Consider the following 26,376-nt stretch of genomic DNA (forward strand, 5'->3'; position numbering starts at 1 on the left):
ACGCACGCTCGATCCTGCTGGCTGGCCTGCTCGTCCTGTCGACCGTCGTTACTGGAGTCGGCCCCGCGCTGGCACAGTCGACGGAGACGGCTACGGACTCCGGCCCGGTGACGAAAACCTTCGAGACAGGCCCACATAAGGTCAAGATTGACCTGTTCGATGTGTCCTCAGAGACTACCATCACTGTGATTACCGATGAATCACCCGCTGGCGACAACACGGCGATTCTGAAAAAGACCGTCAGTGGCTCTCACAACAGCGCACACTTCCGAAACGCTGGNATGTGTCCTCAGAGACTACCATCACTGTGATTACCGATGAATCACCCGCTGGCGACAACACGGCGATTCTGAAAAAGACCGTCAGTGGCTCTCACAACAGCGCACACTTCCGAAACGCTGGTGCATATAAGTCCTTCACCATCCGCGTCGAAGGCGCTGATGGGCCGGTGTCCATGTCGAAAGGCGGCGTCACGAATGCATGGAAGCCGGGCGATGACGGCAAATTCCTCGGAGACACGGGCGGAGACCCCGGTTTCCAGTACGAAATCAGTGAGCAAATCGGGGAATCGGTCATGCCGCAGGTCGTGCAACTGGACCGGACCGGTCTACCAGATTCCACGACCGTCAATACTACCGGTACAGATGCTCAGCAGGTCAATACCGACATATACCAGAGCGCACAGAACAGCAAGGCTCGGTCGCAGAACTACCAGACTACGCTGGATAACTATCTGTCCGATACAAAGACTCAGGCCCGGATTATCGGCAAGAACGCATACATCCGTGCCCTGAACAACGGCAGTAGCAAATCCGCGGCCAAGACTGAGGCTAAATCAGCAGTAGCAGACTACTACGCCGTCAAACAGCAGAACCTCATAAACGAGTGGGACATTCAGGTATCAAATTACGATTATCTGCACAGTACGGCGGCTTCTGAGTCGGGGGTAACAGACTCGACAGCCGCCGACGACGGTACAGACGTTGGATTTGCGTATAACGCGATTGATTCGGAAGAGTATAATCATCAGACATACCTCGGAACCTCCAAATCGACCCTCTCGCTCGTTAATGGCACGTCCGCATCTGTGACTGGAATCAAAATTGAGGGGCAACCGTCGTCGGCTGGCTCACCGACGACTAAGACAGTCGTCCCGACACAGACGGGGCCACTCCTGTTTACGGACACGGATGGACGCGAACTAGAGGTTTCAGCCCTTATGGTTCGCGCACCAGACTCCAAACAACGACCTCTCAGCGTTGACCTTCGACGATTACGGCACTCGGTGGGCTGAAATAGAGTCACAGAACACGCAGGTGCAAAACGACATGGACACGCTAGCTGAAAACACGTATAGCGCCTATCAGAACGGCGAAATCAACAGTGGCGACCTCGTGGACCCATACGTCTTGGCGTCCCAGCAGTCCGCAGGCGATGACTTCCAGGGCTGGACCGCCGCACAGTTGACCCTAATGGGACAGAACTCCCCGGAGAACTTCGACCAGATCGGGAGCTTCAACATCACCACTGAATCTGGAAAGCAGTACCAGGGCGTTCTGTTTTCACAGGAGAATCCTGCCAGCGGGCAGTTCGAGAACGGTTCTACTTACAACCCATACCAGATTGGCGGTACGCAGTACGTCGTCACTAGTGATCGAATTGTCGAGCTACAGAGTAACTTCACGGTGAACAAGATCACTACGACGGACGGCCAGACCGTCCAGAACGTCACTATCCAGAAAACCACCTACGAGACAACCAACGTAACCGAATTGAAACAGCAGTACGAGGATCTTGCGCGGAAGCGAGCGGAGATCGAGGCGCGTGAGCAGAACCTTCGTGGCTCGGCTGGCGGTGGCCTGCTTGGTGGTTCATCCTCCTCACTCGTGCTGGTACTGGTCAGCGTTGGCGCACTCTATGCCGTGAGCCAGCGGCGAACGGGAGGGAACAACTGATGGTCTACTGGCTGGCTCTCAAGCTGGTCCCTCGGGACGTGTGGCTCGTCATAGTCGCACTCGTCGCGCTGCAACTTTCGGGGGCCGTCGATGTGATGGGGCCAGCCATCGATCTGGTATCGTCCTGGCTCCCAGAACCTTCGCTCGGCTGGTTCTGGTGACCAACACGCGTATTTTTCGAGCATGAACCCACGTACGCCCATACTCCTCATACTGATCGTCAGCTGTATCGCTCTCGCTGCACCAGCAGCAGCGCAGGAAACAACGAACAAGACGGCGACCTCGACAAACGTCTCTGCACCGGATGGCGCACCCAGCGATGTCGAACTCGTCGTTGACGAGAACGTGGTGGTCACAGGCTATCGTTACGAGGACGGCCAGATGATGATCGACTTCTGATCGGACGAGTACAAGGTCGTCAGTGTCGCTCCGCAGGTCGACGATGGGTCGGAAGCTGGCAGTGTCTCATTCCGTGCGGCTGTCGTTGACGCGGATACGACCACAACTGTTCGAGTGCCATCCAGCGGTGGTGTCACGCTCTGGACTGAGCAGTCCATCGAACAGCAGCGCTTCCACTACCTCCGCAAGCCCAATTCGTTCATCATCACCGGTCCGTGGAGCGGTGAGGACGTTCGCAACGCTGCCCTTGGCAGTGCGCTCGGCGTCGTGATTGCCGTCCTGTACGAAGCCGTCTCTGCGAAGATCGGGTCAGCCCAACGAGGTGAGCGACTGGCATGACCGACGACGAGAGTAATCCCGATCTCGACCGTGACGAGATGGCGCACAACGCCGAACCCGGCCCGGATCACAGTCGGACCTATCGACTGTTCCGGTGGTTCACGGAGAATCTGCTGTTGATCGCCTCGGGTGTCGGCATCGTCCTGTTCGTCATCGCATCGATACTCGGTTACGAACTCCCTCGGAGCCTGCGCCTGATCGGACTCTGTGCGCTTGTGACGATTCCGCTGGTCGGGCGACCAACCGGCAAGAAAGTCCGGTCGCTGCTCTGGGACCCGAATTACGTCTGGCTCGTCGACATCGATGCACGCCACACCAAAGGCGGTATCTTCCGGACACCTGGACAACGGTTCCGCGAGTGGTCCGTCGAGGACGGGCAACTTGACTGGGTGAGTCCGAACCTCGCCTTCGGCAAGAACGTCGATCTCGAAGCCCAGGCCGTCGACGGCTGCTGGCGTGGCACGCTCTCCGACCGCGAGCTGATGCGAACACTCCAAGCCGTCGAAGAGTGTCGCGGCCAGCTCGAAGCCGACGCCAAGCGTGGCTTCGCAATCGAAGCCCAGGCGTTCACGATCATCCGCAACGCCACCAGAAAGGCGGTTCTCCGTATCGTGTCGACGTTCGAGCGCGGAACATTGCCGGACGAGGGTGACGCACTGACCGACGAGATAGATTCGGCTATCGAACAGTTCGGCCTTGACCGAAAGATCCGCGCTGCCGAGGACGATGAGTCTCCGGAGTCTGATGTTCCGGGCGTCCGCGTCGATCTCGACCAGGATCTCGCCGACCTCGCTGGTGCTGGTGACGGAGGTGTTTCCGCTGATGATTGAACTCAACCTAACCCATCGTGAGAAGAGTATTGTTGTGGTAACTGCTGCTGTAACCTTCGTCGCTGGCTACTGGGCTGGCCTGTGGGCAGTCCCACCGCAGGCACTCGATGTACCGGTCGATGTGACGTATCGCGCCGGTGAACAGGCATACCAAGCTGCGTATCGTCCTGTTCCTGACCATCTCCCTGTGCTGTCGGTGGCGCTACCGCTGGTCGCTTTCGCATACGCGTTCCGGGATCAGCTTGTAGAGGACAATACTGAATCTGTTGAGGTGCCAGCTGATGACTGACTCCGATGAGAGGCTGCTGACGGCGGCCAAGCTCAACGAGGTCGTTGCTGGGAACATCGATGGCGGTGAGTCCCTGCACGAACATACCGGTGTCGTGGCTGATGACGCTGACCAGGCGACCCTGTCGTTCGTCTCGTCGCTCTTTGACCGTGGTGCTGAGGTGAGCGGTTCCCGGTCCTTCGGGCAAACCGCGCTCTCCGACGTTCTCCAGGCTAAATATCACACCGAAGCGGCTACTCGCGCAATCGAGAACGGAAACGGGTCGCTCGCTTCCTACCTCGTCGGTATTACTGAGCAAGAACTCGACGCGTCGTCGTTGACGGTGACCGCTCGCCTGATGGATCGGCTCGAAGCCGACGGGACGCTGACGACGGTTCTCGCTGCGGGCCGACCCAACACTGGAAAGACGAACACGATGTTCCTGCTCGCCTCGGATATGGCCCGTGCTGTCTGGGACGACGTGCTGGTCATCTCGAACTCCAAGACCTGGGAAGGCGCTGACCGCTACGTCTCCTCGATGCACGAGCTGATGACGCTCCTCGTCGAAAACCGCGACGTTCCGAAAACGTTCGTCCTTGACGAAGCCAGTCGCTACATGGACGCTCGTGTCTACAGCCGCGAAGTGAGTACCCAGTACGCCCCTGCGCTGAAGGCCATGAGCAAACTCGGCGTTGAGGTTGTCGGTGCTGTCGGCCACACCGGGAAAGACGTCGTCCCCGAGTGCAAGCGCCTGACAAATCTGGCCTTCTGGAAATCAGCTCCAGATGTCGTCGAGTTCTACACCAATTGGGACGGTGACGCTGATCGGCCTGATTCCCCGCTGTTCGATGCGGACCTGACCGATCTCGAACCAACGTTGCACAGCTACGACCCTGACGACGTGGCATCTTGGAAGTGGAACCTTGATCCCGATGTATGGCACGGCTTCGATGACTGGAACCACTTTGGCGACCGACTGGAAGAACTCGGTCCAACAACGTAGCCGACGATCTTCGTAACCCCGTCGCCCACCCACCCGCCGACCCACCGCTTTCAGGGTCCGGCCACGGTGTGCCTGCTGATTACACCAACGCCACAAGCGAACGGCGACGCGAAGCGCCCCCCTCACATGGGGGGCCGAGCGAGCCTGTGAGCGCACGCCCCCGAGCGGAGCGACGGGGGCAATCCCAGTGCGGAAACTCATTAGAACTCTGTGTGCGATCTCTCTCTGGACACTTGATTGGGGCCTTCACCGCATTCCAAAACCAGATTTGACAGCTTCAATGATGCTCATGCTTCCCTTTTTTTCAGTTTCATCATCTGGCTGATGCTTGCCTTCTGATTGTCTTGTCTTCAGTTCAGTCCCACACTCCGAACAAAAATTGTTCTGTTCGGGATTTTCGGTGCGGCACTCTTGACAGACATAGATGATGTCAGGGTCGCTACTGGGTCGTAATAAAAGATAGATTACAATTCCGGCGATTCCGAAAATGAACGTAAACGCTCCCCAAAATTGACTATTAAGGCCTCTATCGGAGGCATCTCCGGCAACAAACATCGCTAATATGGACTGAATTGTTAATCCAATTACTACGTAAACTACGAAACTTACCATGTACCTCATATGAGATATCCGAGGTAATAGCTTGTGGTAACCTACACTACTCTGTCATGATATTCCGATCGTAGAAGGGGAAACAAACTGTCTGTCGGCGAGAATTTGTAGAGCCCCTAGGATACTCACTCTCTGTTTGGTTGCTAAACACTATGCTAGCTGCTTTATATCGATTTACTAGAGATTAGCTAAGTTGGCGAACTGGAGTTCTTCCTCAGTGTACTCATACAAAGACAGGTCTTCATCCTCGCAGTAATCGGGGAGGTTCGCCGGAGCGACTTCATCACCCTTCGGCCCCTCATACACGACAGTGACATCGTATCCATCTACCTCAACTACGACTGCCAAGTTCGGGTCATCGTGTGAAGATTTGATAACATAGTCTCCTACTGTGTACGGATTCTCGGCAAATTTCAGATTCTCGTGTTTGTAGGTGTAGAGGCTGATATCTTGATCGTCACAGTATGAGGATAGAAGGGCCGGTGAGATATCGCGCCAGTCGCCGGGACCTTCATCCAGTGAACTTGGGAAGGCAACCCGTACGGCTTCGCCATCGAGTTCCTGCCCGTACAGCTTGACCTGTGTCTCTGGAGGAAGGACCTCAACAACTACCCCCACGGACGCATCTTCATCTTCGCGCTTCTGAACGCGATCTCCCGGCTGGAATGGATTCTGTGGTTTCTGATTCATATTCGCAGTGTTCGGCCCGAGATTCCGCAGGTCGTTCATCGGCCTCGTTGCAAGATGTTCAAGCTTGTCGGGCGAGTTCCCAGAGAATTGCTCCTCTGTCTCGACCTTCGATTTCAATGTATCAACGTGCTCCCAACCGAGTAGCATTAGGCTATCTTCGTTGTCGCGGTGCCAGACCATGACAATGATATCATCTTCGGAGTCGTTCTCGACGAGCGTTTCGGGGAGAAATGCAGACACGTCGCGGGAGGTCTTCACATCAATCTCGTAGCCGAATACTTCGAAATCGTGGCCAGAGAAACTTTCCGGGTTGCAGCGTCGCATGGCTTCTTCATTTTCCCACTCCCACATCTCTGCTGGAAGGTATTCACGGCAGAACTGCTCGAATGCTATCTCTCCAAGGTTCCCGATTCGCTTTACATCAACGTCGTCTGCACCTTGCTTGACCGCTTGGTGGTGGGCGCGATTCTGATCGACCTCATCAGGGCAGAATTGATACACAACTCATTCAGTTGTTTCAGCCGCTAAGAAGATTTCCCTTAATTCACTCTATGAGTTGAGGATACCGCGGTCATGAGATTTAGTCATCATAAATAGATCGACAACAACACAAAATCGATGTGAGTGATGGGCCTCCAATTTAAAATGGTCTCTTTCTCCGTCTTCCCATTATCCATCTCCAGAGCTTTTCTCCATACCTGATATTTTCCCAGTGGTACGGGTCTGTATCCCAGTCTTCCTTTTCCACTCGCTTTAGTTCATCAAATGAATCAGTATTAGATTTTATATTTTCCCATCCACTATTAAAAACACCTTCTTGTATATTTGACTCCATTCCCTCCTGCCAACTTTTCCAAGTTTCTTTGCTAACTCGTCCATTCTGTCTCAAGAATATTTGTTCGTTGCACAAGTCGATATATCTGTAAATATCTTGTTTATTCTGTTCCCAATCTACGTCTTCACTGGCCCTTACTTTGACAGGCAAGTCCTGAACAATCTCTCTGTACTCCTTAGTTAATCCATCTTCAAACTCTGTGACAAATTGCATATTCTGCTGACGGAATTGTAAAAATACGAATGCCGCACCTAAGCCAGTAAGTAAACTTCCCACCGTCTGAAGAATAGCGAGTATTCCCATAGAACCGTTATTTCATCTATTTATTTTTATTTTGCTGGTTATTCCATGAGTCGGGGATGGCGCGGGTACGGATAGAGTTCGACATCAACCTCACCCTCTAAATACTGCTCACCCTCAGTGGTCAGCTCTATCAAGTCATGATCCTCCGTCAGAAACGCCACGAGGTCAGCATCAGCCAGAACGCGGCAGCGGTCCTGAATCTGCGCTTTTGTCGCGTGAATTCCGTCTCTTTTTGCCATCTGGCTCGCTGTGGACCACGAATCATCACGCAAGTGTTCGAGTATCCGGTCGTCGATAGACTGCTGCCAACGGGCGGTCTTTCGTATCGTCATGGTGGAGGACTGCTCACACGTCGTTCGTTTCTGGTTCAGCTGGCGTCGACAGCTCGGAAGCGTCATTCTCTCTATCAAGATACACGCCTTCCTCGGCGTCGTATTCCTCATCGAGATACGCTTCTCCTTCTTCAGTAATCACGTAGGCTCCATTCCCGACGTGGGTCAGAAGTCCATGCTCGGCGAGTTTCTTCATCCGACGGCCGATCTGAGTTCTCGACACGCGAACTAACCCACTGTCGTGGACTACTTTGGGCGTCCCTGTACCCTCGTTCTCTCGTATCCATTCGAGGATACGGTCATCCCATACACTCTGCCACGAACCCGATAGACGCATTTGAATAACGTATACTATCCTTCCTACCTAATTCAGTTCTTTTCTACAATTACTTACCAGTTAGGCATATATAGCCGTTCGATACATTTATGCATTTTCCGGGTAACAGTGTTGCTACGGCCGCCCGTAGATGGCTCTCGGCCATCGAGAACCGGGCCGTGCTAGGACACGGCCCAGAAGGTGGCTCCGCCCGGCAAACCAATGTCGTACGGAACCGATACGGGGAGTACTCCCCGCACGGAAGTAGTCGAATCGCCTGCTCAAAAGTCCGCTGTTCGCCCGGGTACGGAGTACCGCGTTCGGTGTCCAGATTGTAAGTTCTCGAAACGGTTCGACTCGTACGCCGACGCGACTTCCCACCAACGCCGCCATTCCTGCCCGCACTGTGACCGAATGCTCGGTCTGTCAGAAGTACCGAGCAGCGACGAAATGAATCGCTTGATGCTGCTGAAGCGGTCGCGGCTGCCTGCGAAGCCCGCCGTAAACTCCTCATCGACGGTCCTGCACCCTCAGTTTCGAAGATACTCGAGGCGATGGGTCGAGACGGTGACGGCTACCCACTTGGCGAAAAACCAGCGGAGGACGATGCGTTTGAGACTGCCCGCCAGCTGCTTGCCCCGATGGAGGAAGCGTGAGCGACGACCTCCAACCGATAGCTCCGGCAACCGCAGTGAATCTCTACCTAGATCACCGGGAACCGGAGCTATCTGAAAAGTCCCTCACGAATCAGCGGTACCGGCTGAACTCGTTCATCGAGTGGACCCAGTCGAAGGGAATCGAGAACATGAACGATCTGACTGGGCGCGATCTACATGAGTTCCGAGTCTGGCGTCGGCAGGGCAAAGGAAGTGAATACGGTGAGGTGTCGAAGGTCACCCTTTGGGGCATTCTCGCTACGCTACGGAAGTTCCTCGAATTCTGCGCCAGCATCGACGCAGTCGAACAGGGAATGCGTGAACGGGTGTTGCTGCCGGAGGTCGACCCTGAGGAAGCCTCGAAAGATGAGAAACTCGATACCGAACACGCCGAAGCCATCCTTGACTACCTGAACCGCTACCAGTACGCTTCCCGCGAACACGTCATACTCGGAATCCTCTGGCACACTGGTATCCGACTCGGTAGCCTCCGGTCGCTTGACCTGGGAGACTTCGACGCTGACGGACAGTACCTACAGCTGCGACACCGCCCGGGAACAGGAACTCCACTGAAGAACGGACGGGCTGCCGAGCGGTCGATAGCTGTCGGTGACTTCTACGCTGAAGTGATTCAGGAGTACATCGAGAATCACCGAGATTCGGTCACTGACGACTACGGTCGGGAACCGCTCATCACCAGCAACCAGGGCCGTCTGAGTGAGACACCTATCCGGAGTACCGTCTACCAGTGGACTCGGCCCTGTATGGTCGGCGAGTGTCCACACGGCGAGAACCCGGAGAGCTGTGAGTACATGACTCGGGACACTGCCAGTGGTTGTCCGTCGTCCCGATCTCCACACGGTATCCGGCGCGGTTCGATCACGAAGCACCTTCGAGACGGTACGCCGGAAGAGGTTGTTTCGGATCGGATGAACGTCTCTAACGACGTTCTCGACCAGCACTACGACCAGCGCAGCGAGCGCGAGAAGATGGAGGTTCGACGGGAGTTCATCGACGACGCATGATTCAGCACCAGTACACTCCAGCGGATGAATCTAGGAAACGCGCATCCTCGAATAGGCTAACAACCCGGCGAGTCCATCCTTATTTTACTGCCACAATTGAAGAATCCCCCCAACACTGTTAGAAGGGCTAGCGATGGGGTCTGGTGGCTTTTATCACACCCCAGATAATTGAAGTTGCAACCACATTCAGTAACGATATAAGAATACATTCAGCTATTAATAAGAGCGAGCCAATACTTGCGCGTTCTCCACAGGCTCATTCGAACTGATTCCAGACGTGCTTCGTAGGTTGCTCCTAATCCTCCAGATGCAAACAGTGAGGAAGTCAAATCCAACTGCTGTTTGTTTGCTGTTAACATGAGATAGAGCCCTACTGTCATATAGAAGATGGCACAAACGGTAATACATTATCCTGAATGATCATCGAAGCGTTGGTCAACATAATACAGACGTAACTGAACCAATCGTCTATAGTGAGATTCGTGCTGGTTTGGGACTGAGTAGATGCTGTTCAAAGTCGGCGGGCCCTGATTGAGCTATCATTAATATAGATTGAAACAGTACACTTATGTGCAATAGTTGGTATGTAATTGGATATGTTCGAGTGGGGCAGCCGGGGGGCTGGAGACCGGGGTGTATCGCATGTTCTGGGTGTGGTGTTGTTGGCAAGTGCAGTCATTATCGGTGCTGTACTGATCGTTCAGGTGGGGCAGCAGACGATCGGAGATATCAACGACGATGCGAATGTCGAGCTCGCTGAGGAGGTGCTGCTGTCGGTCGATCAGAGCTTCCAGCGGTCGGATACAAACGAGTCAGTCAAGATTCCCGACCGGGTTCGATCTGATGTCGCCGTCTCTGACGACGCGGCATACAACCTGACGTTGAACGGCCGCTCGGCCTGTTCAACGGGGAACCGTTCGTTGCAGACGATTCGGTATCAAGAGAACGGCCAACAGGTCGGCTACCAGGGCGGGGGTGTCTGGCGGATGACCGAGTCAGGTGCGACGATGTCGTCGCCTCCAGCAGTGAACTACGACAATGGGGCTCTGTCGGTCTCGTTCGCGAATATCTCCGGGCAGCAGATCGAGGGGAGTTCAGTTGCGATTCAGTCGAACGCGACGGCCAAGCGGTCTCACGAAGCGGCACTGCAGATGGCCCTGTTCACTGACGCGTCTTACGAGGACGCACGAACCGGCTCAATTTCGTCACCCAGCTATGAGTGTACTCCGTCGCAGGTCGCCAACGCGACACTGACGATCGAAAACAGTAGTTATTCCCGCGCGTGGGCGGACTGGGCACGGAGTACCTACGATGACCAGTATGTTACGGTGGCCCCGGCGTCTGTCAAACCGGGAGAGACCGTTCACATACGCTTTGCACTCGGCGATGTGACGAACCCGAAGTTCAAAGTCGAGGATGTCACGGTCAAGCCGGTTCCGTCAGACCCCGGAAAGGCGGACGTAACAGCGACGGTCCGTAACACCGGGGGCTTGGAAGATACGCAAGACATCACGCTGAAGCACAACCAGTCGGGGTCACCAAGCGAGGTGGACGAGACAGTGACCCTCGCCGGCGGCGAATCGACCACTGTGAGTCGGTCGCTGAGCGTCTCGACTGCGAAGCCACACAACTTCACTGTGGAGTCAAAGCAGGACGAAGACTACAAAATCATCAAGTATGCGTCCTCCCACGGAACGCCATCGCTGGACGTCACTGGCAATTCGATTCCGGCAACAGCACGACTGAATCAGGTCCCAGCGGCCCCGGTCACGGTCACGAACACCGGGCAAATGACCGCAGATCAGGAGGTAGCCTTCCGTGTCAACGGGACGGTACGCGCGACCCGAAGCGTGCTGGTCGATCCGGGAGAGAGCCGAACCATCGACTTCGGTCCGTCGCTGCCGACTTCGGAGAACGGGACGTACGATCTAGAAGTCGAGACAGGGGATGACCTATATTCGCAGCACACCGATGACGGTCACTACTTCATTGTCGGTGACGCAGGTGTCTTCGAGATTTCGTCTGTCTCGCCGCCGGGTGGATTGCAGAGTGGGGATACGGCGACCGTCGAAGCGACGGTCGAAAACACCGGCGACATTCGGAAATCCACCGACGTCGAAGTCCGTATCGAAAACGCAACGTCTGGCAGCGTTGTTGCGTCACAGAACACGACGCTTATCCTCAACGGTACGCGTCGAGGAACCGAGTCGGGGACCGCTTCAGTGACCAGTAGCCCGATAACAGTCGGGTCACCACAGCATTACACCTACGTCGTCGATACACCGGATGACACTCAGACAGGGTCCTTCGTCGTCGGTTCATCGCCGCCGCCGCTGTTCGAGATCACTGCTGCGGACGTCCAGAACCCCGTTACGCCGAACAACCAGACGACTGTCGAGTTCACTGTCGCGAACACTGGCGGCACGGAAGGGAAACAGACACTGCGTGTCGAGTATAACGGAACGACTCACATTGCGGAGGACGAACGGCTCGCCCCCGGAAAAAGCGTCACGCTCAATCGGACTGTCACAGCGCCTGGAAAGCCCGGCAAGTACTTGCTAACGTTCTCGACGGCGAACCGGTCGCGACAGGCGACGCTGTACGTCCAGCCGGACTCGCTGCTCGAAGGGAACGGCTCGACAGTCACGATCCAGCAGTCGGTCAATGCTTCGGTCGCACTGAAGGGCGCAGATCTGGAAGGGCTCGCGAATCCACGTTTTTCGAGTCCGTACATCTTCCACGCACCCGTTCAGATGTCGTTGTATGTCGACAACGGGTCCAGCCAGCGGTCGATCGGACTCTGGCGGGGGTACGAGAACGGCGATATCAACGGTCCGTATGCGGAGAAACGTCTCGTCTCTGACGCGTACGAGAACCCGTACTCCTACTCCGATTCGTTCGAACCTGGGACGGAGGTTTCAGTCTTCGCAACAGCCTATGACTGTGACGGGTATACCCGCACCGACCCCTCAATCAAACTCGCAGATGAGAATTACGCTACAGCGTACTGTAGCGATTGGGATAGATATGATACGACTACTGTCAGCCAGACACAGAACCAGCGGAATCTTGTTATCCTGAATGATGGCGATGAACTTCCATCTTTTAAACAGGCTGCAGAATATCAACGTAACATTCAAGATGTTCTCGGCAGCCGTGTGAATGACACGGGATACCTCCAATTGGGTGATGGCGAGCGTGCATTTCTGTACGAACTCTCGAAAAAGAACGCGTATCCAAGTAACGCGTCGGAACCAGATGACCCGGATTATAACGACGCCGTTGTCCTGTTCACAGTCAATGCGATCGAAAAAGACGTACAGACGGGTCCGGAGTACGAGTTCATCGATGTCAACGTCCCAAGCAAAGTTGATCAGACAACTGACGCGACGCTGACGGCCGAAGTAATAAACGTCGGCGGAAAGAGCGGTGAAGTTACTCTAAAAAGTAGCTTCGATGGCAACAGTACCGGAACGAAGTCAGCGACAATTGAACCTGGTGAGACCGAGACCGTCACGTTCACGCTCCCGACTAGTTCAAAAACTCCTGGAGAGTACCCATACACGGCCTCTATTGCAGGTTCACAGAAGAAGGCAAGCGGGAACGTACGTGTTGGCGATACGTCAGAAAAGTTCATGCAGGTCGATTCAGTCCGTGGACAGAGCGTCATCGACAGCGGCGACACCGCGACTGCGACCGTCAACATCACCAACGTCGGTGGCCAGGCCGGTACAGGTAATGTTTCCCTCCGTGCCAAAAACAACGATGACGCGAGTCCATCGTTCACTACCATCGACTCAGAAAAGATATCGACGATACTATTGCCCGGTGAAACACGGCAGTTTACGCTCGATCTGCCGTCTAGCCGCGGTAACTACACCTACTACGCCGAAACGTCGAACTCCACATCCCCGGAGCAGTCGTTCTTCGTGGGGGAGTCGAACGTTGTCGTCAACGAGACGCAGTCGGTGAACATTGGCGCGGAGACCTACAACACCTCAGAGCTAATCGAGCGTCGCGGCCACGCACAGCGGATGACTGTAGAGGTGCGCAATAACGGAACCGTCGGCGACGAGCGGGAAGTGAACCTCACAATCAAGAACAAAAGCGACGGGTCGACCGCCTTCGTAGGCTCCAAGATGGTCACCGTCGGGAGCGGCGACCTGACCAATACCGATCCGTTCCCGGCCTGGGCGGGGTACGACGTCGATCTCGACCCCGGCTACTACACCTATGAGGTGACTGTGTACGACGAGACAGCGAGCGGCACCGTGGCCGACACCGCGACGGGCGAAATATATCTCAAGAACGTCGACGAAACCGGGGCAACCGGAAACGACTCACCGGTTACGGTCGACTCAGACACGGTGACACTCGGTAGCTAAACGGTCGCAGCGGCATCCTTCTGCAGTCGCTCGTTCGTGGACAGTAGTTCACAGACAAGGCATTATGGCGGTTTTTAGGATTCGAACGCCGGCGATGTCTCTCACCGGTCAGGCGTACGCAAAGAAAAGTTGAGCTGTGTTGAACCGAGTTAGCCGAAGAGTTCGCCGAGGCCCTCACCGCTTGCCTCGTCGTCTTCATCGTCATCGTCGTCGCCGCCGTCGTCGGCAGCCTCTTCTTCGGCTTCCTCGTCGGCCTCGTCGGCCTCGTCGGCGTCACCCTCTGCAGGTGCGGCCGCGCCACCGCTTGCCGGCACCGGTGCCGCAGCGGCCTGGTCGACGGCCTCCTCGATGTCGACGTCCTCGAGGGCGGCGACGAGAGCCTTGACACGGGATTCCTCGACGTCGACGCCTGCGGCGTCGAGCACGTCGGTGAGGTTGTCTTCGTTGATTTCTTCGCCCGATTCGTTCAGGATGAGTGCAGCGTATACGTATTCCATTGTTGTAGTGTGTGTTGTTAGAACATCTCTCCGAGTGCGTCGCCGGCGTCGCCATCATCGTCGTCCTCGTCGGCCTCCTCGGCCGCGTCGTCGGCGTCCGCGTCGTCCTCGGATACGGTGTCCTCGTCTTGGTCGTCAGTCGGTTCCTCTGTCGCCACGTCGGCCTCGACGCCCTGGAGCTCCTCCGGGAGCGCCTCTTCGTCGTCGATCTGTGAGGCGAGCGCACGGACCTGTGCGTCAGCCTTGCTCACGAGGTCAGGCACGACCTCGGGGTCCTCGATGGCCGCCTGGAGCGCGAGGCTCTTGGCGTTGCCACGAGCGGACTGGAGCATCGTCGGGGCCGTCGTCGCAGTCGGGTAGTCGGCGTTGACCGAGAGATTGAACGCTCGGCCGGCAGCCGCCTGGATGTCGCTCCGGTACTCGTCGACGTCGAGTTCCAGTTCCTCGGGTTCGAACAGCACGCCGTCGGCGAAGACGGCGCGAAGGTCGAGACCGACCTCCTTCGGTTCGATGCCGAGTTCGTTCAGAACGTTTGCGAGTTCCTGAGAGACTTCCTCGCCGGTATCAAGCACTGTCGAGTCAGAAAGGACCTGAATGGAGCCTTCCTGAATACGTGCGTCGGCACCCACGCTCTGGAGTTCACCGACGAACGGACCGGGGTCGACGCCCGTGTCGCCTTCCGGAATCACGATGTCGTTCGGGGCCACCTCGCCGGCACCGATGGGTGCGGGCGTCTTGGAAGCCTCGAGTTCCTGAAACAGCGAGAACGGGTTGTCGTCGGTCCCGATGAGCCCGACTTGTCCGGTAATGTAGCTGTTGAGGTCTTCGAGTCCGTCGTCGACTTCGTCGAGCGCACGCTCGAGGAGCGTGTTCCGGGAGACGCGGAGCTCGGCAGTCCCGTGCAGGTCGCGTCGCATGTCCTGCAGCTGGCGGGACGGGATCCCGGCGATGTTGACGACGCCGACGCTCTCGTAGGACTCGATCATGTCCACGATGGCGTCGACCTCTTCCTGCTTCCACTCGGGGATAGTTTCCGTCTTGCGTTCGGATTCGGCGCTCATATCAGGCAACCTCCATCGCAGGCCCCATCGTCGTCTTCACGTAGACGCTGTCGATGTTGAGCGGGCCCTTCTCGAGGTCCGCGTGCAGACGGCGGAGGATAACGTCGATATTGTCCGAGATGTTTTCGGCGGACATGTCCTCCGCGCCGACCCGCGTGTGGAACGTTCGCCGTTCCCCGCTGCGGAGCTGCACGGTGTTTTTCATGCGTTCGATAACCTCGACGACGTCGTCGTCGGGGTCGAGCGGTTCCGGCATCTTCCCACGCGGACCGAGGACGGTCCCGAGGTAGCGACCGATGTCCTGCATCAGATCCTTCTCCGCAATGAAGAAGTCAGTGTCATCGGCGAGGTCCTTGGCGGCGTCGTCGTCGCCACCCAGTTCCTCGAGTTCATCCTCGTCGAGTACGTCGTCTGCGACTTCCTCGGCACGGAGGGCGGTTTCGCCCTCGGCGAAGACCACAATAGTGGTCTCCTGACCGGTGCCAGCAGGAAGCACGACGGACTCGTCGACGCGGTTCGACGGGTCGTTAAGATCTAAGTCGCGCAGGTTCACAGCGAGGTCGACCGTTTCGCGGAAGTTCCGCTCAGGTGCGTCCTCGAGTGCGCGCGAGACTGCGTTCTCTATTTCCTGATCTGCCATTGTTCACCTCCGTAGTACGCCAATCGGCTTCTACGGGTCAGTGAAACAGGCGGATGCCTGTCTCGTGCGGGTAGACGCCAATGCGACACTTAAACCCGTCGAACCAGCCCAAGGACCGCTGACAGGCGTGTTTCCGGTTCGCAGGGACCAGCCGTTGACGGGGGTCTAGCCGACAGTGCAGTGGCTCAGTAGCGTCGAAAGCAAGGGAAAACACACGCCAGTCGCACGGCGGTCCGACTTACGCCTGTGCTTCGGCCGCGAACACGTCGTCGTACTCGCCCGCGTCGATGCGTTCCTTGAACTCGCGTGGGTTCTCGCCTTCGATGGTGACACCGAGGGAGGTGCACGTTCCGACGACTTCCTTTGCGGCGTTCTTCAGGTCGTAGGAGAGCAGGTCGGGATGCTTCTGCTCGGCGATCTGCTTGACCTGATCGACGGAGAGGTCAGCGACGAAGTCTTCCTGAGGCTCACCGCTACCGGTCTCGAAGCCAGCCTCGTCCTTGATGAGTTCGGCCGTCGGCGGGACACCGACTTCGATCTCGAAGGAGCCGTCGTCGTCGTACTCGACAGTGACGGGGACTTCGGTGCCGTCGAACGCTGCCGTCTGGTCGTTGATTTCCTGTACGACTGCCTGCACGTCCACCGGTGTCGGGCCGAGTTCCGGGCCGAGTGGCGGGCCAGGGTTGGCCTCCCCACCGGGAACGAGGACTTCGATAGTTCCAGCCATACATAGTGGAATCCTCGCGGCAGTTTAAAGGATTGCGTTTCACGGATCGCTGCGTGAGGCTCCCGCACGCACGAACACTCACCGTTTGGACGCAATATCGGGACTGCTAGCGCGCCAAAGAATAGGTTCCCCGCCGCCTCAGGCGAACGTCACGCCATGCCGTGCGAGGAAATCACTCGCGTCTTTGATTTCGACCGGGGAGCCGATTATCCGAACCTGTTCACCCTCTTGATGAACACTCACAGTGAACCGTTGTTCCAACTCCTCGCGAATCCCGTCGAGCGCACCGACTGGCAACAGTATCTGCGTGCTGTCGCGGAACCGACTCGCCGCTCCCATTATCGACACATGACGCAGGATACCCTATAGGTGTGTCGAATTACATGAGCATTGTTTGACCATTTCGAACGGCAGAACGGCCCCGTTATCCGTGTCGATGGGGCGGCGTCGGCGAGGGAGGAAAGCCTTATTCGGTGCGAGGGGCCGACATACATCTAATGGGGCTCGAAGAGGAGATTCAGGAACTCGAAGACGAAATCGCCAGCACTCCCTACAACAAGTCTACAGAGGCCCATATCGGTCGGCTGAAGTCCAAGCTCGCGGAGAAAAAAGAGAAACTCGAACAACAGGCCTCCTCGGGCGGCGGCGGTGGCTACGGCGTCGAGAAACACGGTGACGCGACCCTGTCTCTTATACACATCTCTNTGAGACCGGTGCATACGAGTTCACCACGCTCGACGTCTATCCGGGGATGCTCAAGCACAAGGGGGCGAACATTCAGATTCTCGACGTCCCGGGTCTCATCGAGGGCGCTGCCGGCGGCCGCGGCGGCGGCAAGGAAGTGCTGTCCGTCGTCCGGACCGCGGACCTCATCGTCTTCCTCATCTCCGTCTTCGAGATCGACCAGTACGACCGACTCAGCGAAGAGCTGTACAAGAACAAGATCCGACTCGACCAGGACCCGCCGTGGGTCAACGTCCGGAAGAAGGGCAAGGACGGGATCTCGGTCAACACGGCCACCGGCGTCGAACTCGACGACGAGACGGTCAAAGCTGTCCTGCGCGAACACGGCTACGTCAACGCCGACGTGACCATCGGCGAGCAGATCGACATCGACCAGCTCATCGACGGGGTGATGGACAATCGCGTCTACCTGCCGTCTCTCGTCGCCATCAACAAGGCGGACCTCATCGAACCCGATTACCTTCCGAAGGTCGAAGACGAACTCCGAGAGCGGGACATTGACCCCGACGAAGCGATCTTCATCAGCGCCGAGGAAGAGAAAGGGCTAGATAGCCTCACCGAGCGTATCTGGGAGGAACTCGGCCTGATCCGGATCTACATGGACAAGCCGGGCCGTGGTGTCGACCGCGAGGAACCGCTGATACTCCGCGAAGGCGACACCGTCGACGACGCCTGCGAGAAGCTCGGTGGGAGCTTCGACGAACGGTTCCGGTTCGCTCGTGTGACCGGCCCGAGTGCCAAGCACGACGAACAGCAGGTCGGGCGCGACCACGAGCTTGCGGACGAGGATATTCTGCGGATCGTCGCCAACCGCTAGGTGTCGCGCGCTAGCTCACGCGCGCGCGATCTCGGAACGCGCTGGAGTAGATGCGTTCATGCGTGTGGAGCCCTGCGACCAGATATGGATCGCGGTCCCCGACGCCGTCTTGTTGCCGTCGTCGTTGCTGGCCTCGTCCCCTGGACAGTGGTGGTAGTCGGGACGGACCTGACGCTCGTCTTCTCCTTTGGCCTGTTCAACACGAACCCGCCGGAGCTCCTCTCGGTCTACAGCTACTTCGTTCGGCTTACCGACGCCCTCCCGCAGTTCATCGAGTCGTGGGGTTCGGGTGTCCTGCTGTATGCCTTTGCCCTGGCCAGCGCCGTCGCCGGTGTCGTCTGGCGTGAGGACGTTCGGCTCACTGCCCTCGCACTCGCGGGTGCAGGTCTGACTCAGTTGCCCGTGTTTCTGGGATTCAACAGACGGCTCAACTACGTGGCTGTCCCGGTCGGTTCCCTCGTCCTGCTTATCCTGGTTTGGTGGTACTATCTACCGGCCATCCGAGGCGACACATCGACACAGTGACCACGGTATCGAATCCGGACGGAACCGCCTGTGGCGGTAGCCTTTTCGCTCGCTCAGACCACGTACCTCGTATGTGGTCACTCGATCATACGATGATGCGCGTCGAGGATCTGGACGCCTCGCTGGACTGGTACACGACACACCTCGATTACGAGGAGAAGGGCCGCTGGGAGGCCGACACCTTCACCAACGTCTTCCTCGGTCCGGAGGATGTCCACGACGAGGGTGCACTGCTCGAACTGACGTACAACCACGACGGGCGCTCGTATACGATGGGCGACGCGTGGGGGCACATCGCCGTCCGCTGTGACGACGTGTACGAGGCTTACGATGAGCTGATGGACGCCGGCGTTGAGGACTACCGCGACCCGGACTCCTGTGGCGGCTCATACGCCTTCGTCACGGACCCCGACGGCCACGAGATCGAAATCGTCGAGCGGGACCACGGTGCGAAGTGGTCCCTCGACCACACCATGATCCGTGTCGAAGACGCTGAACAGGCTATCGGCTGGTACACTCGGAAGCTCGACTACGACCTGTTCCGCCGCGAGGAGTTCGACGACTTCGCGCTGTACTTCCTCAAACCCGAGGACGCCCCCGACGAGGCGATGTCGGTCGAACTCACCTACAACTACGACGGTCGGTCCTACGAACTCGGCGATGCGTGGGGACATCTCGCGGTCCAGACTGATGACCTCCACGACGCGTGGGAGACGCTGATGGGGCGCCACGCCGAGGACTACCGCGACCCCGAGAGCTGTGACGACCGCTATGCGTTCACCAAAGACCCCGACGGCCGCGAAATCGAAATCGTGACGAACTGACGGCACTGGCCGGTAGTGGCTGCTCTCACACCTTCCCTATTCTCACGCAGTAGCGATCAGAAGATGATCCTTCCACGGAGTCGTTTCTGAGCCAGCAGTCAGGATCTGTGAAACCCTAGTTTCTCAGTCCAATGAGATCAGCTCGAATGTGTACATCTGACCCGTCAGACGCTCGAATGACGATCCTATTCTAGACCTACAAGATGCTTATACCACATCTAATCACCACTGATAGTGTCTCTATGCCTGAATATTCATGACAGCCAGATTTTCTTACCACAAAACATTTACAACAGACACCTATCGTTTAGACTGTACCCCTACCCATGGCGCCAGAAGTGAGTACACCGGTCCGGTCTACACGCGATTGCAGTGATTGCGTTCCGACCACGTGGAAAACTGCTGGGGTCGCCCGATAGCAACACAAACTATGACAGGAAATTCAGATAAGATTCGTAGCCTGTTCCTGACGGCGCTGATGGTCTTCTCGGTATTCGCCGGGACCGTCGCGTTCTCCGGTGGCGCAGCCGCCGCCGCGAACGTTAGCGTCGAGCAGGCAGCAGAGTACGATAGCGGCACAGTCGAATTGGCACTCAATGGATCGACCGGCAGCGCAGTCCCGAGAGGAAACATCGATGTCTACATTGACGGGAACGAGAACCCCAGCAATTACAACGTCTCCTCCGTCGATGGGACTGACAACGGAGCGACTGGGCGCCTTGAGTTCAGTCTGGCTCAGGACGTTCAGCCGAACCGGAACCTGACCATCAAGGTTTCCGGCCTCAATGGCGGCGATGGGACGGTCATCGCTGAGGATATCGACGTGACATCCGAGACGATCACGACGAGCGGGACGAACGATACGGAATTCAACGCCTTCCGCGGCGAAGTGATTGCTGTTGTAAACGACACCGCAGACACCGCCTCCACGTCCATCGAGGTTGACGGAGACAGTATCGTTCTGTCTGACTCGTACGCTGACAACAGCCAAGTCTACACTGTTGATACGAGTGACCTCGACACTGGTGAAGACTACACCATTACTGTCGCCGACAATGACGAAGCAGTCGTCGGCGTCAGCGACCTCAACTTAGGGGTGAACATTGACGACGATGTTGGCGACGGTGCCAACATCGACGACACGGACACCCTCGCAGTCAACGTCTCCACGAACCGTGGTGGTGAGCCGGCCAACGCGACGCTGTACAACGAAGACGACGACAAGGTTGCCACGCAGATCAAGAACCTGAAAGGCAACGATAACGTCGTGTTCAACTTCGGTAACCAGAGCGAAGACGACAGTCCGTACTACGTCACAGTGACGGACAACCAGACCGGCGTCTCCGCAGATTCCGACCAGATCAACGTCTCTGATTCCGGTGAGGGTGACGCGAGCTTCGAAGACTCCGTGCAGGACGAGGTCGGTGACGTCGCCAACATCACCGTCCAGATGTCCAACACTGAGGACGCCGTCATCAACGTCGGCGATCAGAACGACGACAACTACGTCATTCAGGGTCAACTTGAGGACGAAAACGGTGACGGCGAAGTCATTGTCCAGTTCAACAGCTACACTGCTGGGACCAACAACAACAACACGGTCCTCAGCGTCCCCGGTGACGACGACCTTGATGTGATCGAAGAGAAGGGAAGCTACACTGATAGCAGAGCCAACTTGGAGGAGGACGTACTCGAACCTCAGTCCTACTCGATCAACGTGACTGCTGGGACATCCCCAGATGTCACCAGCCCTGATTCGGTTTCAACGCTCCGACTCAACGAGAATTCCGTCGAGAATATGCGGTCCTGGGTTGCACCGAGTGACGCAGATATCGATGACGAGGATATCGATATCTATGACCGCATCGGTGAGAACCTCACGCAGTCCGACGATGTCGCAGCGGAAGACGTCGTCGTCCACCAGATTGAGGCATCCGGTATCGAGGGTGTCCTCGAATACGAAGAGGAAGACAACGGGTCTTCCGACGTGACCGACGCGTTCGTCGCAGCTGCTGACACCACGCCGGATCGCATCAACGACGACAGGACCGCATCCGGCCTCCGACTCTACGTCAACCGGACCGACGTCGGTGCGAACGCGGACGAAGACCCCCTCAACTTCACGAACAGCAGTAGTGGAGTGACCGTCGTTGACGATCCGGACAACAACACCTACTTCGTCGCTCTCGACACCAGTGACGCCGAGTTCGAATCCGGTGACACGATCACCGACGAAGAGGACACGGAAATCAACGCCACCCTCTCCGTCCAAGAAGGACCACTGAGCGATGATAGTACGTCCGAAAGCGCACTCTACACGACGTCCGAACGCAGCGCGGAGCTGAACCTTGACGACGACGGCTTTGTCACCGTTGGAGCCGCGGCCGGACAGACTGTGAGCGGCGATACGAACGTCGCTCCTGGCTCCGAGTTCGAAGTCAAAATGGAGTCCGAGAGTGAAGTGAGCCCGTTCGTCGAACGACCGGAAGCAACTGTCGGTCAGGACGGCACGTACGTCGCTACACAAGACTTCAGCGACTACGCCGTTGGAACGAACTTCACCGTCGAGACACTAGATGTCGACGGTGACGAGGACTTCAGCGACGAGGAAGACGGCCGCATCGTCGAAGCCGACACGGCCACTGTGAGCATCAGTGATCAGGAATCCGACGGCAGCGAAGTCGTCGTTGACAGCGCCCAGCTGTCCAGCGGTGGGTTCATCGCTATCCACGAGGATAGCGCATCCGGCGATGTCATCGGGAACTCCGAGTACCTCGAACCGGGTACCTACGATGATCTCACGGTGACGCTCGACGAGCCGATGGACGAGAACTTCACCGCGGTCGCGATGCCGCATCAGGACACCAACGACAACGAAGCGTACGACTTCCCCGGCGATGACGGTCCGTACACCCAGAACGGCTCCGCCGTGACGGACAGTGCGAACGTGACTGTCACTGCCGAGGACCCGACGGACACGGAAACGGAAACGGAAACGGAAACGGAAACCGAGACCGAAACCGAGGATCAGACTGAGGAGATCACCACCATGGACTCCGGAACTGATGAAGTCGAGACCACGGAACAGACCGGTCCCGGCTTCACGGCAGCCCTCGCGCTCATCGCGCTCGTCGCTGCTGCACTCCTCGCCGTCCGACGCGACAACTAACTGGAATCGCTCCAGTCCCTGAACACCGTTCTTTCTTTCGCGCGCGTACCCGAGGAGTGCAAACAGACTGCAGACCAACTCAAATAGACTGCAGAGTGACTCGAGGACTCGTTGTTTAGATATTATTCCGTCCACTTCTGAACGGCTAACTGCCCATCGTCAGTCGTGACTGGATCACAGGCGAACGCTGGCACAGCACGGCAGTGATCCGGTACCTGCCCGACACCCCCTCGATGTCCGCCGCTGTGAAGGCGGCTTGGCAATCATTTGGGACCCATCCGTAGTCGAGTGATGGAACAAACTCGGATGGAATCGGAGGCGTGTTTCTCAGATCCGATCTCAAGAAGAGTCAACTAAATGTCCAGAACAAGTGTACATACCACTTCAAAATAATTATTACCCGACACGAATATGTAATTTGGATGTAACCTTTATCCATAAAGCATTTACCACACTTCCGGCAATATATCGACACCCCTACCCATGACGCCAGAAGTGAGTACGCCGGTCCGGTCTATGCGTGGTCGCGGTGACCACGTTCCGACCACGCGGAAAACTGCTGGGGTCGCCCGATAGCAAACACAAACATGACAGATACAAGCGAAAAAATCCGCAGTCTGTTCCTGACGGCGCTGATGGTCTTCTCGGTATTCGCCGGGACCATCGCGTTCTCCGGTGGCGCAGCCGCCGCCGGTGCGAACGTTAGCGTCGAGCAGGCAGCAGAGTACGATAGCGGCACAGTCGAATTGGCACTCAATGGATCAACCGGCGATGCAGTCGATTCCGGAAACATCACAGTATTCATTGACGGGAACGAGAACCCGAGCAACTACGGCGTCGACAGCGTCGTTGCCGACGGGACGAATGAGCGTCTTGAATTCACTCTGGATCAAGACGTTCAGCCGAACCGGAACCTGACCGTCAAGGTTACGAACCTCAATGGCGGCGCAGTCGTCGCTGAGGACATCGACGTGACGTCCAATACGATCACGACGACCAAGACGAACGACACGGAGATCAATGCCTTCCGTGGTGAAGTGATCGCCGTTAAAAACGATACCGCGAACACCTCGGACAACTCCCCGTCCATTGAGGTTGACGGAGACAGTATCGTTCTGTCTGACTCGTACGCTGACAACAGTCAAGTCTACACTGTTGATACGAGTGACCTCGACACTGGCGAAGACTACACGATCAGTGTCGCCAATAATGACGAGGCAGTTGTCTCGATTAGCGACCTCAGCCTACAGGTGAACATTGACGATGATGTTGGTGACGGTGCCAACATCGACGACACGGACACCCTCGCGGTCAACGTCTCCACGAACCGTGGTGGCGAGCCGGCCAACGCGACGCTGTTCGACGAAGACGACGACAAGGTCGAAACAATCGTCAAAAATCTTCAGGGTAACGACAACGCCGTGTTCGACTTCGGCAACCAGAGCGCCGACGACAGTCCGTACTACGTTGAAGTGACGGACAATCAGACCGGCGTCTCCGCCGAATCCGACCAGATTAACGTCTCCGAGTCCGACGACGGTGACGCGAGCTTCGAAACCTCGACCGTTCAGGACGAACTCGGTGACGTCGCCAACATCACGGTCCAGATGTCCAACACCGAGGACGCCGTGATTAACGTTGGCAGTCAGGAGGACGACAACTACTACATCCAGGGTCAGCTTACGGACGAAGACGGTGACGGCGAAGTTACTGTCCAGTTCAACAGCTACACCGCTGGGACCGACAACAACAACACGGTTCTCAGCGTCCCCGGTGACGACGACCTCGATGATGTCGATGAGGGTGGCAGCTTCACTGATAGCAGAGCAAACCTCGGTGAGGACGGACTCGAACCTCAGTCCTACTCGATCAACGTGTCCGCTGGGACGTCCCCGGACGTCACCAGCCCTGATACGGTTGGAACGCTCCGACTCAACGAGAACTCCGTTGAGAACATCAACACGTGGGCCGCTCCGAGTGACGCAGAAATCGACGACGACGATGTCGATATCTACGACCGCATCGGCGTGAACCTCACGCAGTCGGATGACCTCGCAGCTGAGGACGTCGTTGTCCACGAGATTCAGGCATCCGGTATCGAAGGTGCTCTTGAGTACGAACAGGAAGACGGCAGCGCGTCTGACGCAACCGAAGCGTTCGTCGCTGCGACCGACACCACGCCAGACCGTATCAACAGCAGTGATACGACGACGTCCGGCCTCCGACTCTACGTCAACCGGACCGACGTTGGCGCCAACGCTGACGCAGACCCGATCAACTTCACGAACAGCAGCGACGCGGTGACCGTCGTTGACGACCCGGACAACAACTCCTACTTCGTCGCTGTGGACACGAGCGATGTCACGTTCGAGTCTGGTGACACGATCGTCGACGAAGAGGACACGCGCCTCAACGCTACCTTCTCCGTTCGAGACGGTCCGCTGACCGACGACCGGAACAGCGATAGCGCGATCTACACCACGTCCGAACGTGACGCCACGCTGAACCTTGACGACAGCGGTGTTGTCACGGTTTCAGCCGCCGCTGGTCAGGAAGTCTCCGGCACGACTAACGTCGCACCCGGCACCGAACTCGAAGTCGAGATGGAGTCCGAGAGTGAGGCGAACCCATTCGTCCTCCGCCCGGAAGTTGAGGTCGCCACTGACGGTACGTACACCGCCATGGCTGACTTCAGCGACTACTCCGCTGGAACGAACTTCACCGTCCAGACGATCGACGTCGACGATATCAGTGACCAGGAAGCCTTCAGCGATGAGGAAGACGGCCGCATCGTCGAAGCTGGTACGGCCACTGTGAGCATCAGCGAACAGGAATCCACCGGTAGCGAAGTCGTCGTCGACAGCGCACAGCTGTCCGACGGTGGCTTCATCGCTATCCACGCCGGTAACGCATCCGGCGACGTCGTCGGCAACTCCAAGTACCTCGGGGCAGGCAGCCACGAGGACGTCACGATCACGCTCGACGAGCCGATGGACGAGGACTTCACCGCAGTCGCGATGCCGCACCGCGACACCAACGGTAACGAAGCGTACGACTTCCCGGACGCTGACGGTCCGTACACCTCGAACGACACGGCTGTCACGGACAGTGCGAACGTGACCATCGTCGAGGAGCAGACCGAAGCACCGGACACGGAAACCGAAACCGAAGCGCCGGACACGGAAACCGAAACCGAGGAGCAGACTGAGGAGACCACCACCATGGACTCCGGAACTGACGAAGTCGAGACCACGGAACAGACCGGTCCCGGCTTCACGGCAGCCCTCGCGCTCATCGCGCTCGTCGCTGCTGCACTCCTCGCTGTCCGACGCGACAACTAACTGGAATCGCTCCAGTCCCTGAACACCGTTCTTTCTTTCGCGCGCTACGTGGGTAGCGGCGGCACTGCCGATAGGTCGGTCTG

24 protein-coding genes and 1 pseudogene are annotated in these 26,376 nt (G+C 57.3%); 15 read left to right on the plus strand and 10 right to left on the minus strand.

The window, feature by feature from the left end; genetic code table 11:
- Nucleotides 1-307: 307 nt before the first annotated feature.
- From C443_RS22485 to C443_RS18560, 8 genes are all read left to right on the plus strand, one after another.
- The gene (locus tag C443_RS22485) at nt 308-1,294 is read left to right on the plus strand and encodes a hypothetical protein (RefSeq protein ID WP_049944141.1); all 987 of its coding nucleotides are present in this window, start codon (nt 308-310) and stop codon (nt 1,292-1,294) included.
- A gap of 34 nt (nt 1,295-1,328) precedes the next feature.
- The gene (locus tag C443_RS22490; RefSeq protein WP_049944142.1) at nt 1,329-1,955 is read left to right on the plus strand and encodes a hypothetical protein; all 627 of its coding nucleotides are present in this window, start codon (nt 1,329-1,331) and stop codon (nt 1,953-1,955) included.
- On the plus strand, nt 1,955-2,116 hold the full coding sequence (locus C443_RS21550; protein ID WP_160163370.1) for a hypothetical protein: 162 nt from the start codon (nt 1,955-1,957) through the stop codon (nt 2,114-2,116). Before C443_RS22490 ends, C443_RS21550 begins: the two co-directional genes overlap by 1 nt.
- A 22-nt stretch (nt 2,117-2,138) precedes the next feature.
- Nucleotides 2,139-2,354, plus strand: coding sequence for a hypothetical protein (locus tag C443_RS20950; protein ID WP_005538317.1), 216 nt, complete (start codon nt 2,139-2,141; stop codon nt 2,352-2,354).
- Nucleotides 2,355-2,468: 114 nt separating this feature from the next.
- Nucleotides 2,469-2,693, plus strand: coding sequence for a hypothetical protein (locus C443_RS20955; RefSeq protein WP_005538318.1), 225 nt, complete (start codon nt 2,469-2,471; stop codon nt 2,691-2,693).
- On the plus strand, nt 2,690-3,523 hold the full coding sequence (locus C443_RS18550; RefSeq protein ID WP_005538319.1) for a hypothetical protein: 834 nt from the start codon (nt 2,690-2,692) through the stop codon (nt 3,521-3,523). Before C443_RS20955 ends, C443_RS18550 begins: the two co-directional genes overlap by 4 nt.
- On the plus strand, nt 3,516-3,812 hold the full coding sequence (locus tag C443_RS18555; RefSeq protein ID WP_005538321.1) for a hypothetical protein: 297 nt from the start codon (nt 3,516-3,518) through the stop codon (nt 3,810-3,812). Before C443_RS18550 ends, C443_RS18555 begins: the two co-directional genes overlap by 8 nt.
- A complete protein-coding gene (locus tag C443_RS18560) occupies nt 3,805-4,794 on the plus strand; it encodes a hypothetical protein (RefSeq protein ID WP_005538323.1) in 990 nt (329 codons plus the stop codon). The genes C443_RS18555 and C443_RS18560 overlap by 8 nt, the downstream gene beginning before the upstream one ends.
- A gap of 246 nt (nt 4,795-5,040) precedes the next feature.
- Here the strand turns inward: C443_RS18560 and C443_RS21335 are convergent, their stop codons facing one another.
- The 5 genes from C443_RS21335 to C443_RS22415 all read right to left on the minus strand — a co-directional run bounded on the left by C443_RS21335 (nt 5,041) and on the right by C443_RS22415 (nt 7,903).
- On the minus strand, nt 5,041-5,406 hold the full coding sequence (locus tag C443_RS21335; RefSeq protein ID WP_160163371.1) for a zinc ribbon domain-containing protein: 366 nt from the start codon (nt 5,404-5,406) through the stop codon (nt 5,041-5,043).
- Nucleotides 5,407-5,583: 177 nt separating this feature from the next.
- Nucleotides 5,584-6,597, minus strand: coding sequence for a hypothetical protein (locus C443_RS18565; RefSeq protein WP_005538325.1), 1,014 nt, complete (start codon nt 6,595-6,597; stop codon nt 5,584-5,586).
- Nucleotides 6,598-6,736: 139 nt separating this feature from the next.
- Nucleotides 6,737-7,234, minus strand: a complete 498-nt coding sequence (locus C443_RS18570) for a hypothetical protein (RefSeq protein WP_005538327.1) — start codon at nt 7,232-7,234, stop codon at nt 6,737-6,739.
- Between the two features lie 38 nt (nt 7,235-7,272).
- Complete coding sequence (locus C443_RS18575) at nt 7,273-7,566, minus strand: hypothetical protein (protein WP_005538328.1); 294 nt, start codon at nt 7,564-7,566, stop codon at nt 7,273-7,275.
- Nucleotides 7,567-7,579: 13 nt separating this feature from the next.
- Nucleotides 7,580-7,903, minus strand: a complete 324-nt coding sequence (locus tag C443_RS22415; RefSeq protein WP_049944143.1) for a helix-turn-helix transcriptional regulator — start codon at nt 7,901-7,903, stop codon at nt 7,580-7,582.
- Nucleotides 7,904-8,534: 631 nt separating this feature from the next.
- On the opposite strand from C443_RS22415, the gene C443_RS18585 reads away from it, so the two are divergent.
- Nucleotides 8,535-9,563, plus strand: coding sequence for a tyrosine-type recombinase/integrase (locus C443_RS18585; RefSeq protein ID WP_005538331.1), 1,029 nt, complete (start codon nt 8,535-8,537; stop codon nt 9,561-9,563).
- Between the two features lie 596 nt (nt 9,564-10,159).
- Nucleotides 10,160-13,948, plus strand: a complete 3,789-nt coding sequence (locus C443_RS18590) for a DUF7289 family protein (protein WP_005538333.1) — start codon at nt 10,160-10,162, stop codon at nt 13,946-13,948.
- A gap of 149 nt (nt 13,949-14,097) precedes the next feature.
- Here C443_RS18590 and rpl12p read toward each other — a convergent pair whose 3' ends face one another.
- The 5 genes from rpl12p to C443_RS18615 form a co-directional block, all read right to left on the minus strand.
- The gene (rpl12p, locus tag C443_RS18595; protein ID WP_004591725.1) at nt 14,098-14,445 is read right to left on the minus strand and encodes a 50S ribosomal protein P1; all 348 of its coding nucleotides are present in this window, start codon (nt 14,443-14,445) and stop codon (nt 14,098-14,100) included.
- Between the two features lie 17 nt (nt 14,446-14,462).
- Nucleotides 14,463-15,506: a 50S ribosomal protein L10 gene (locus C443_RS18600; protein WP_005538334.1), complete on the minus strand. Its 1,044-nt coding sequence runs from the start codon at nt 15,504-15,506 to the stop codon at nt 14,463-14,465.
- Between the two features lies 1 nt (nt 15,507).
- Entirely contained in the window at nt 15,508-16,146 is a 639-nt protein-coding gene (locus C443_RS18605) for a 50S ribosomal protein L1 (protein ID WP_005538335.1), read from the minus strand.
- A gap of 238 nt (nt 16,147-16,384) precedes the next feature.
- Nucleotides 16,385-16,873, minus strand: coding sequence for a 50S ribosomal protein L11 (locus C443_RS18610; protein ID WP_004591731.1), 489 nt, complete (start codon nt 16,871-16,873; stop codon nt 16,385-16,387).
- A gap of 138 nt (nt 16,874-17,011) precedes the next feature.
- Nucleotides 17,012-17,212, minus strand: a complete 201-nt coding sequence (locus tag C443_RS18615) for a VNG_1110C family protein (RefSeq protein ID WP_004591733.1) — start codon at nt 17,210-17,212, stop codon at nt 17,012-17,014.
- 158 nt (nt 17,213-17,370) lie between these two features.
- On the opposite strand from C443_RS18615, the pseudogene C443_RS18620 reads away from it, so the two are divergent.
- From C443_RS18620 to C443_RS18640, 5 genes and pseudogenes are all read left to right on the plus strand, one after another.
- A pseudogene (locus C443_RS18620) lies at nt 17,371-18,434 on the plus strand (OBG GTPase family GTP-binding protein).
- An 84-nt stretch (nt 18,435-18,518) separates the two neighbouring features.
- Nucleotides 18,519-18,959, plus strand: coding sequence for a TIGR04206 family protein (locus C443_RS18625; RefSeq protein WP_005538338.1), 441 nt, complete (start codon nt 18,519-18,521; stop codon nt 18,957-18,959).
- A 71-nt stretch (nt 18,960-19,030) separates the two neighbouring features.
- On the plus strand, nt 19,031-19,783 hold the full coding sequence (locus tag C443_RS18630; protein ID WP_005538339.1) for a VOC family protein: 753 nt from the start codon (nt 19,031-19,033) through the stop codon (nt 19,781-19,783).
- Between the two features lie 430 nt (nt 19,784-20,213).
- Nucleotides 20,214-22,952 carry a DUF7282 domain-containing protein gene (locus C443_RS18635; RefSeq protein WP_049944144.1) on the plus strand — a complete coding sequence of 913 codons (2,739 nt, stop codon included), beginning with the start codon at nt 20,214-20,216 and terminating at the stop codon, nt 22,950-22,952.
- Nucleotides 22,953-23,539: 587 nt separating this feature from the next.
- Entirely contained in the window at nt 23,540-26,293 is a 2,754-nt protein-coding gene (locus tag C443_RS18640) for a DUF7282 domain-containing protein (RefSeq protein WP_005538341.1), read from the plus strand.
- Nucleotides 26,294-26,376 lie beyond the last annotated feature (83 nt).

Source organism: Haloarcula argentinensis DSM 12282, from assembly GCA_000336895.1.
In the GTDB taxonomy this organism is placed as follows: domain Archaea; phylum Halobacteriota; class Halobacteria; order Halobacteriales; family Haloarculaceae; genus Haloarcula; species Haloarcula argentinensis.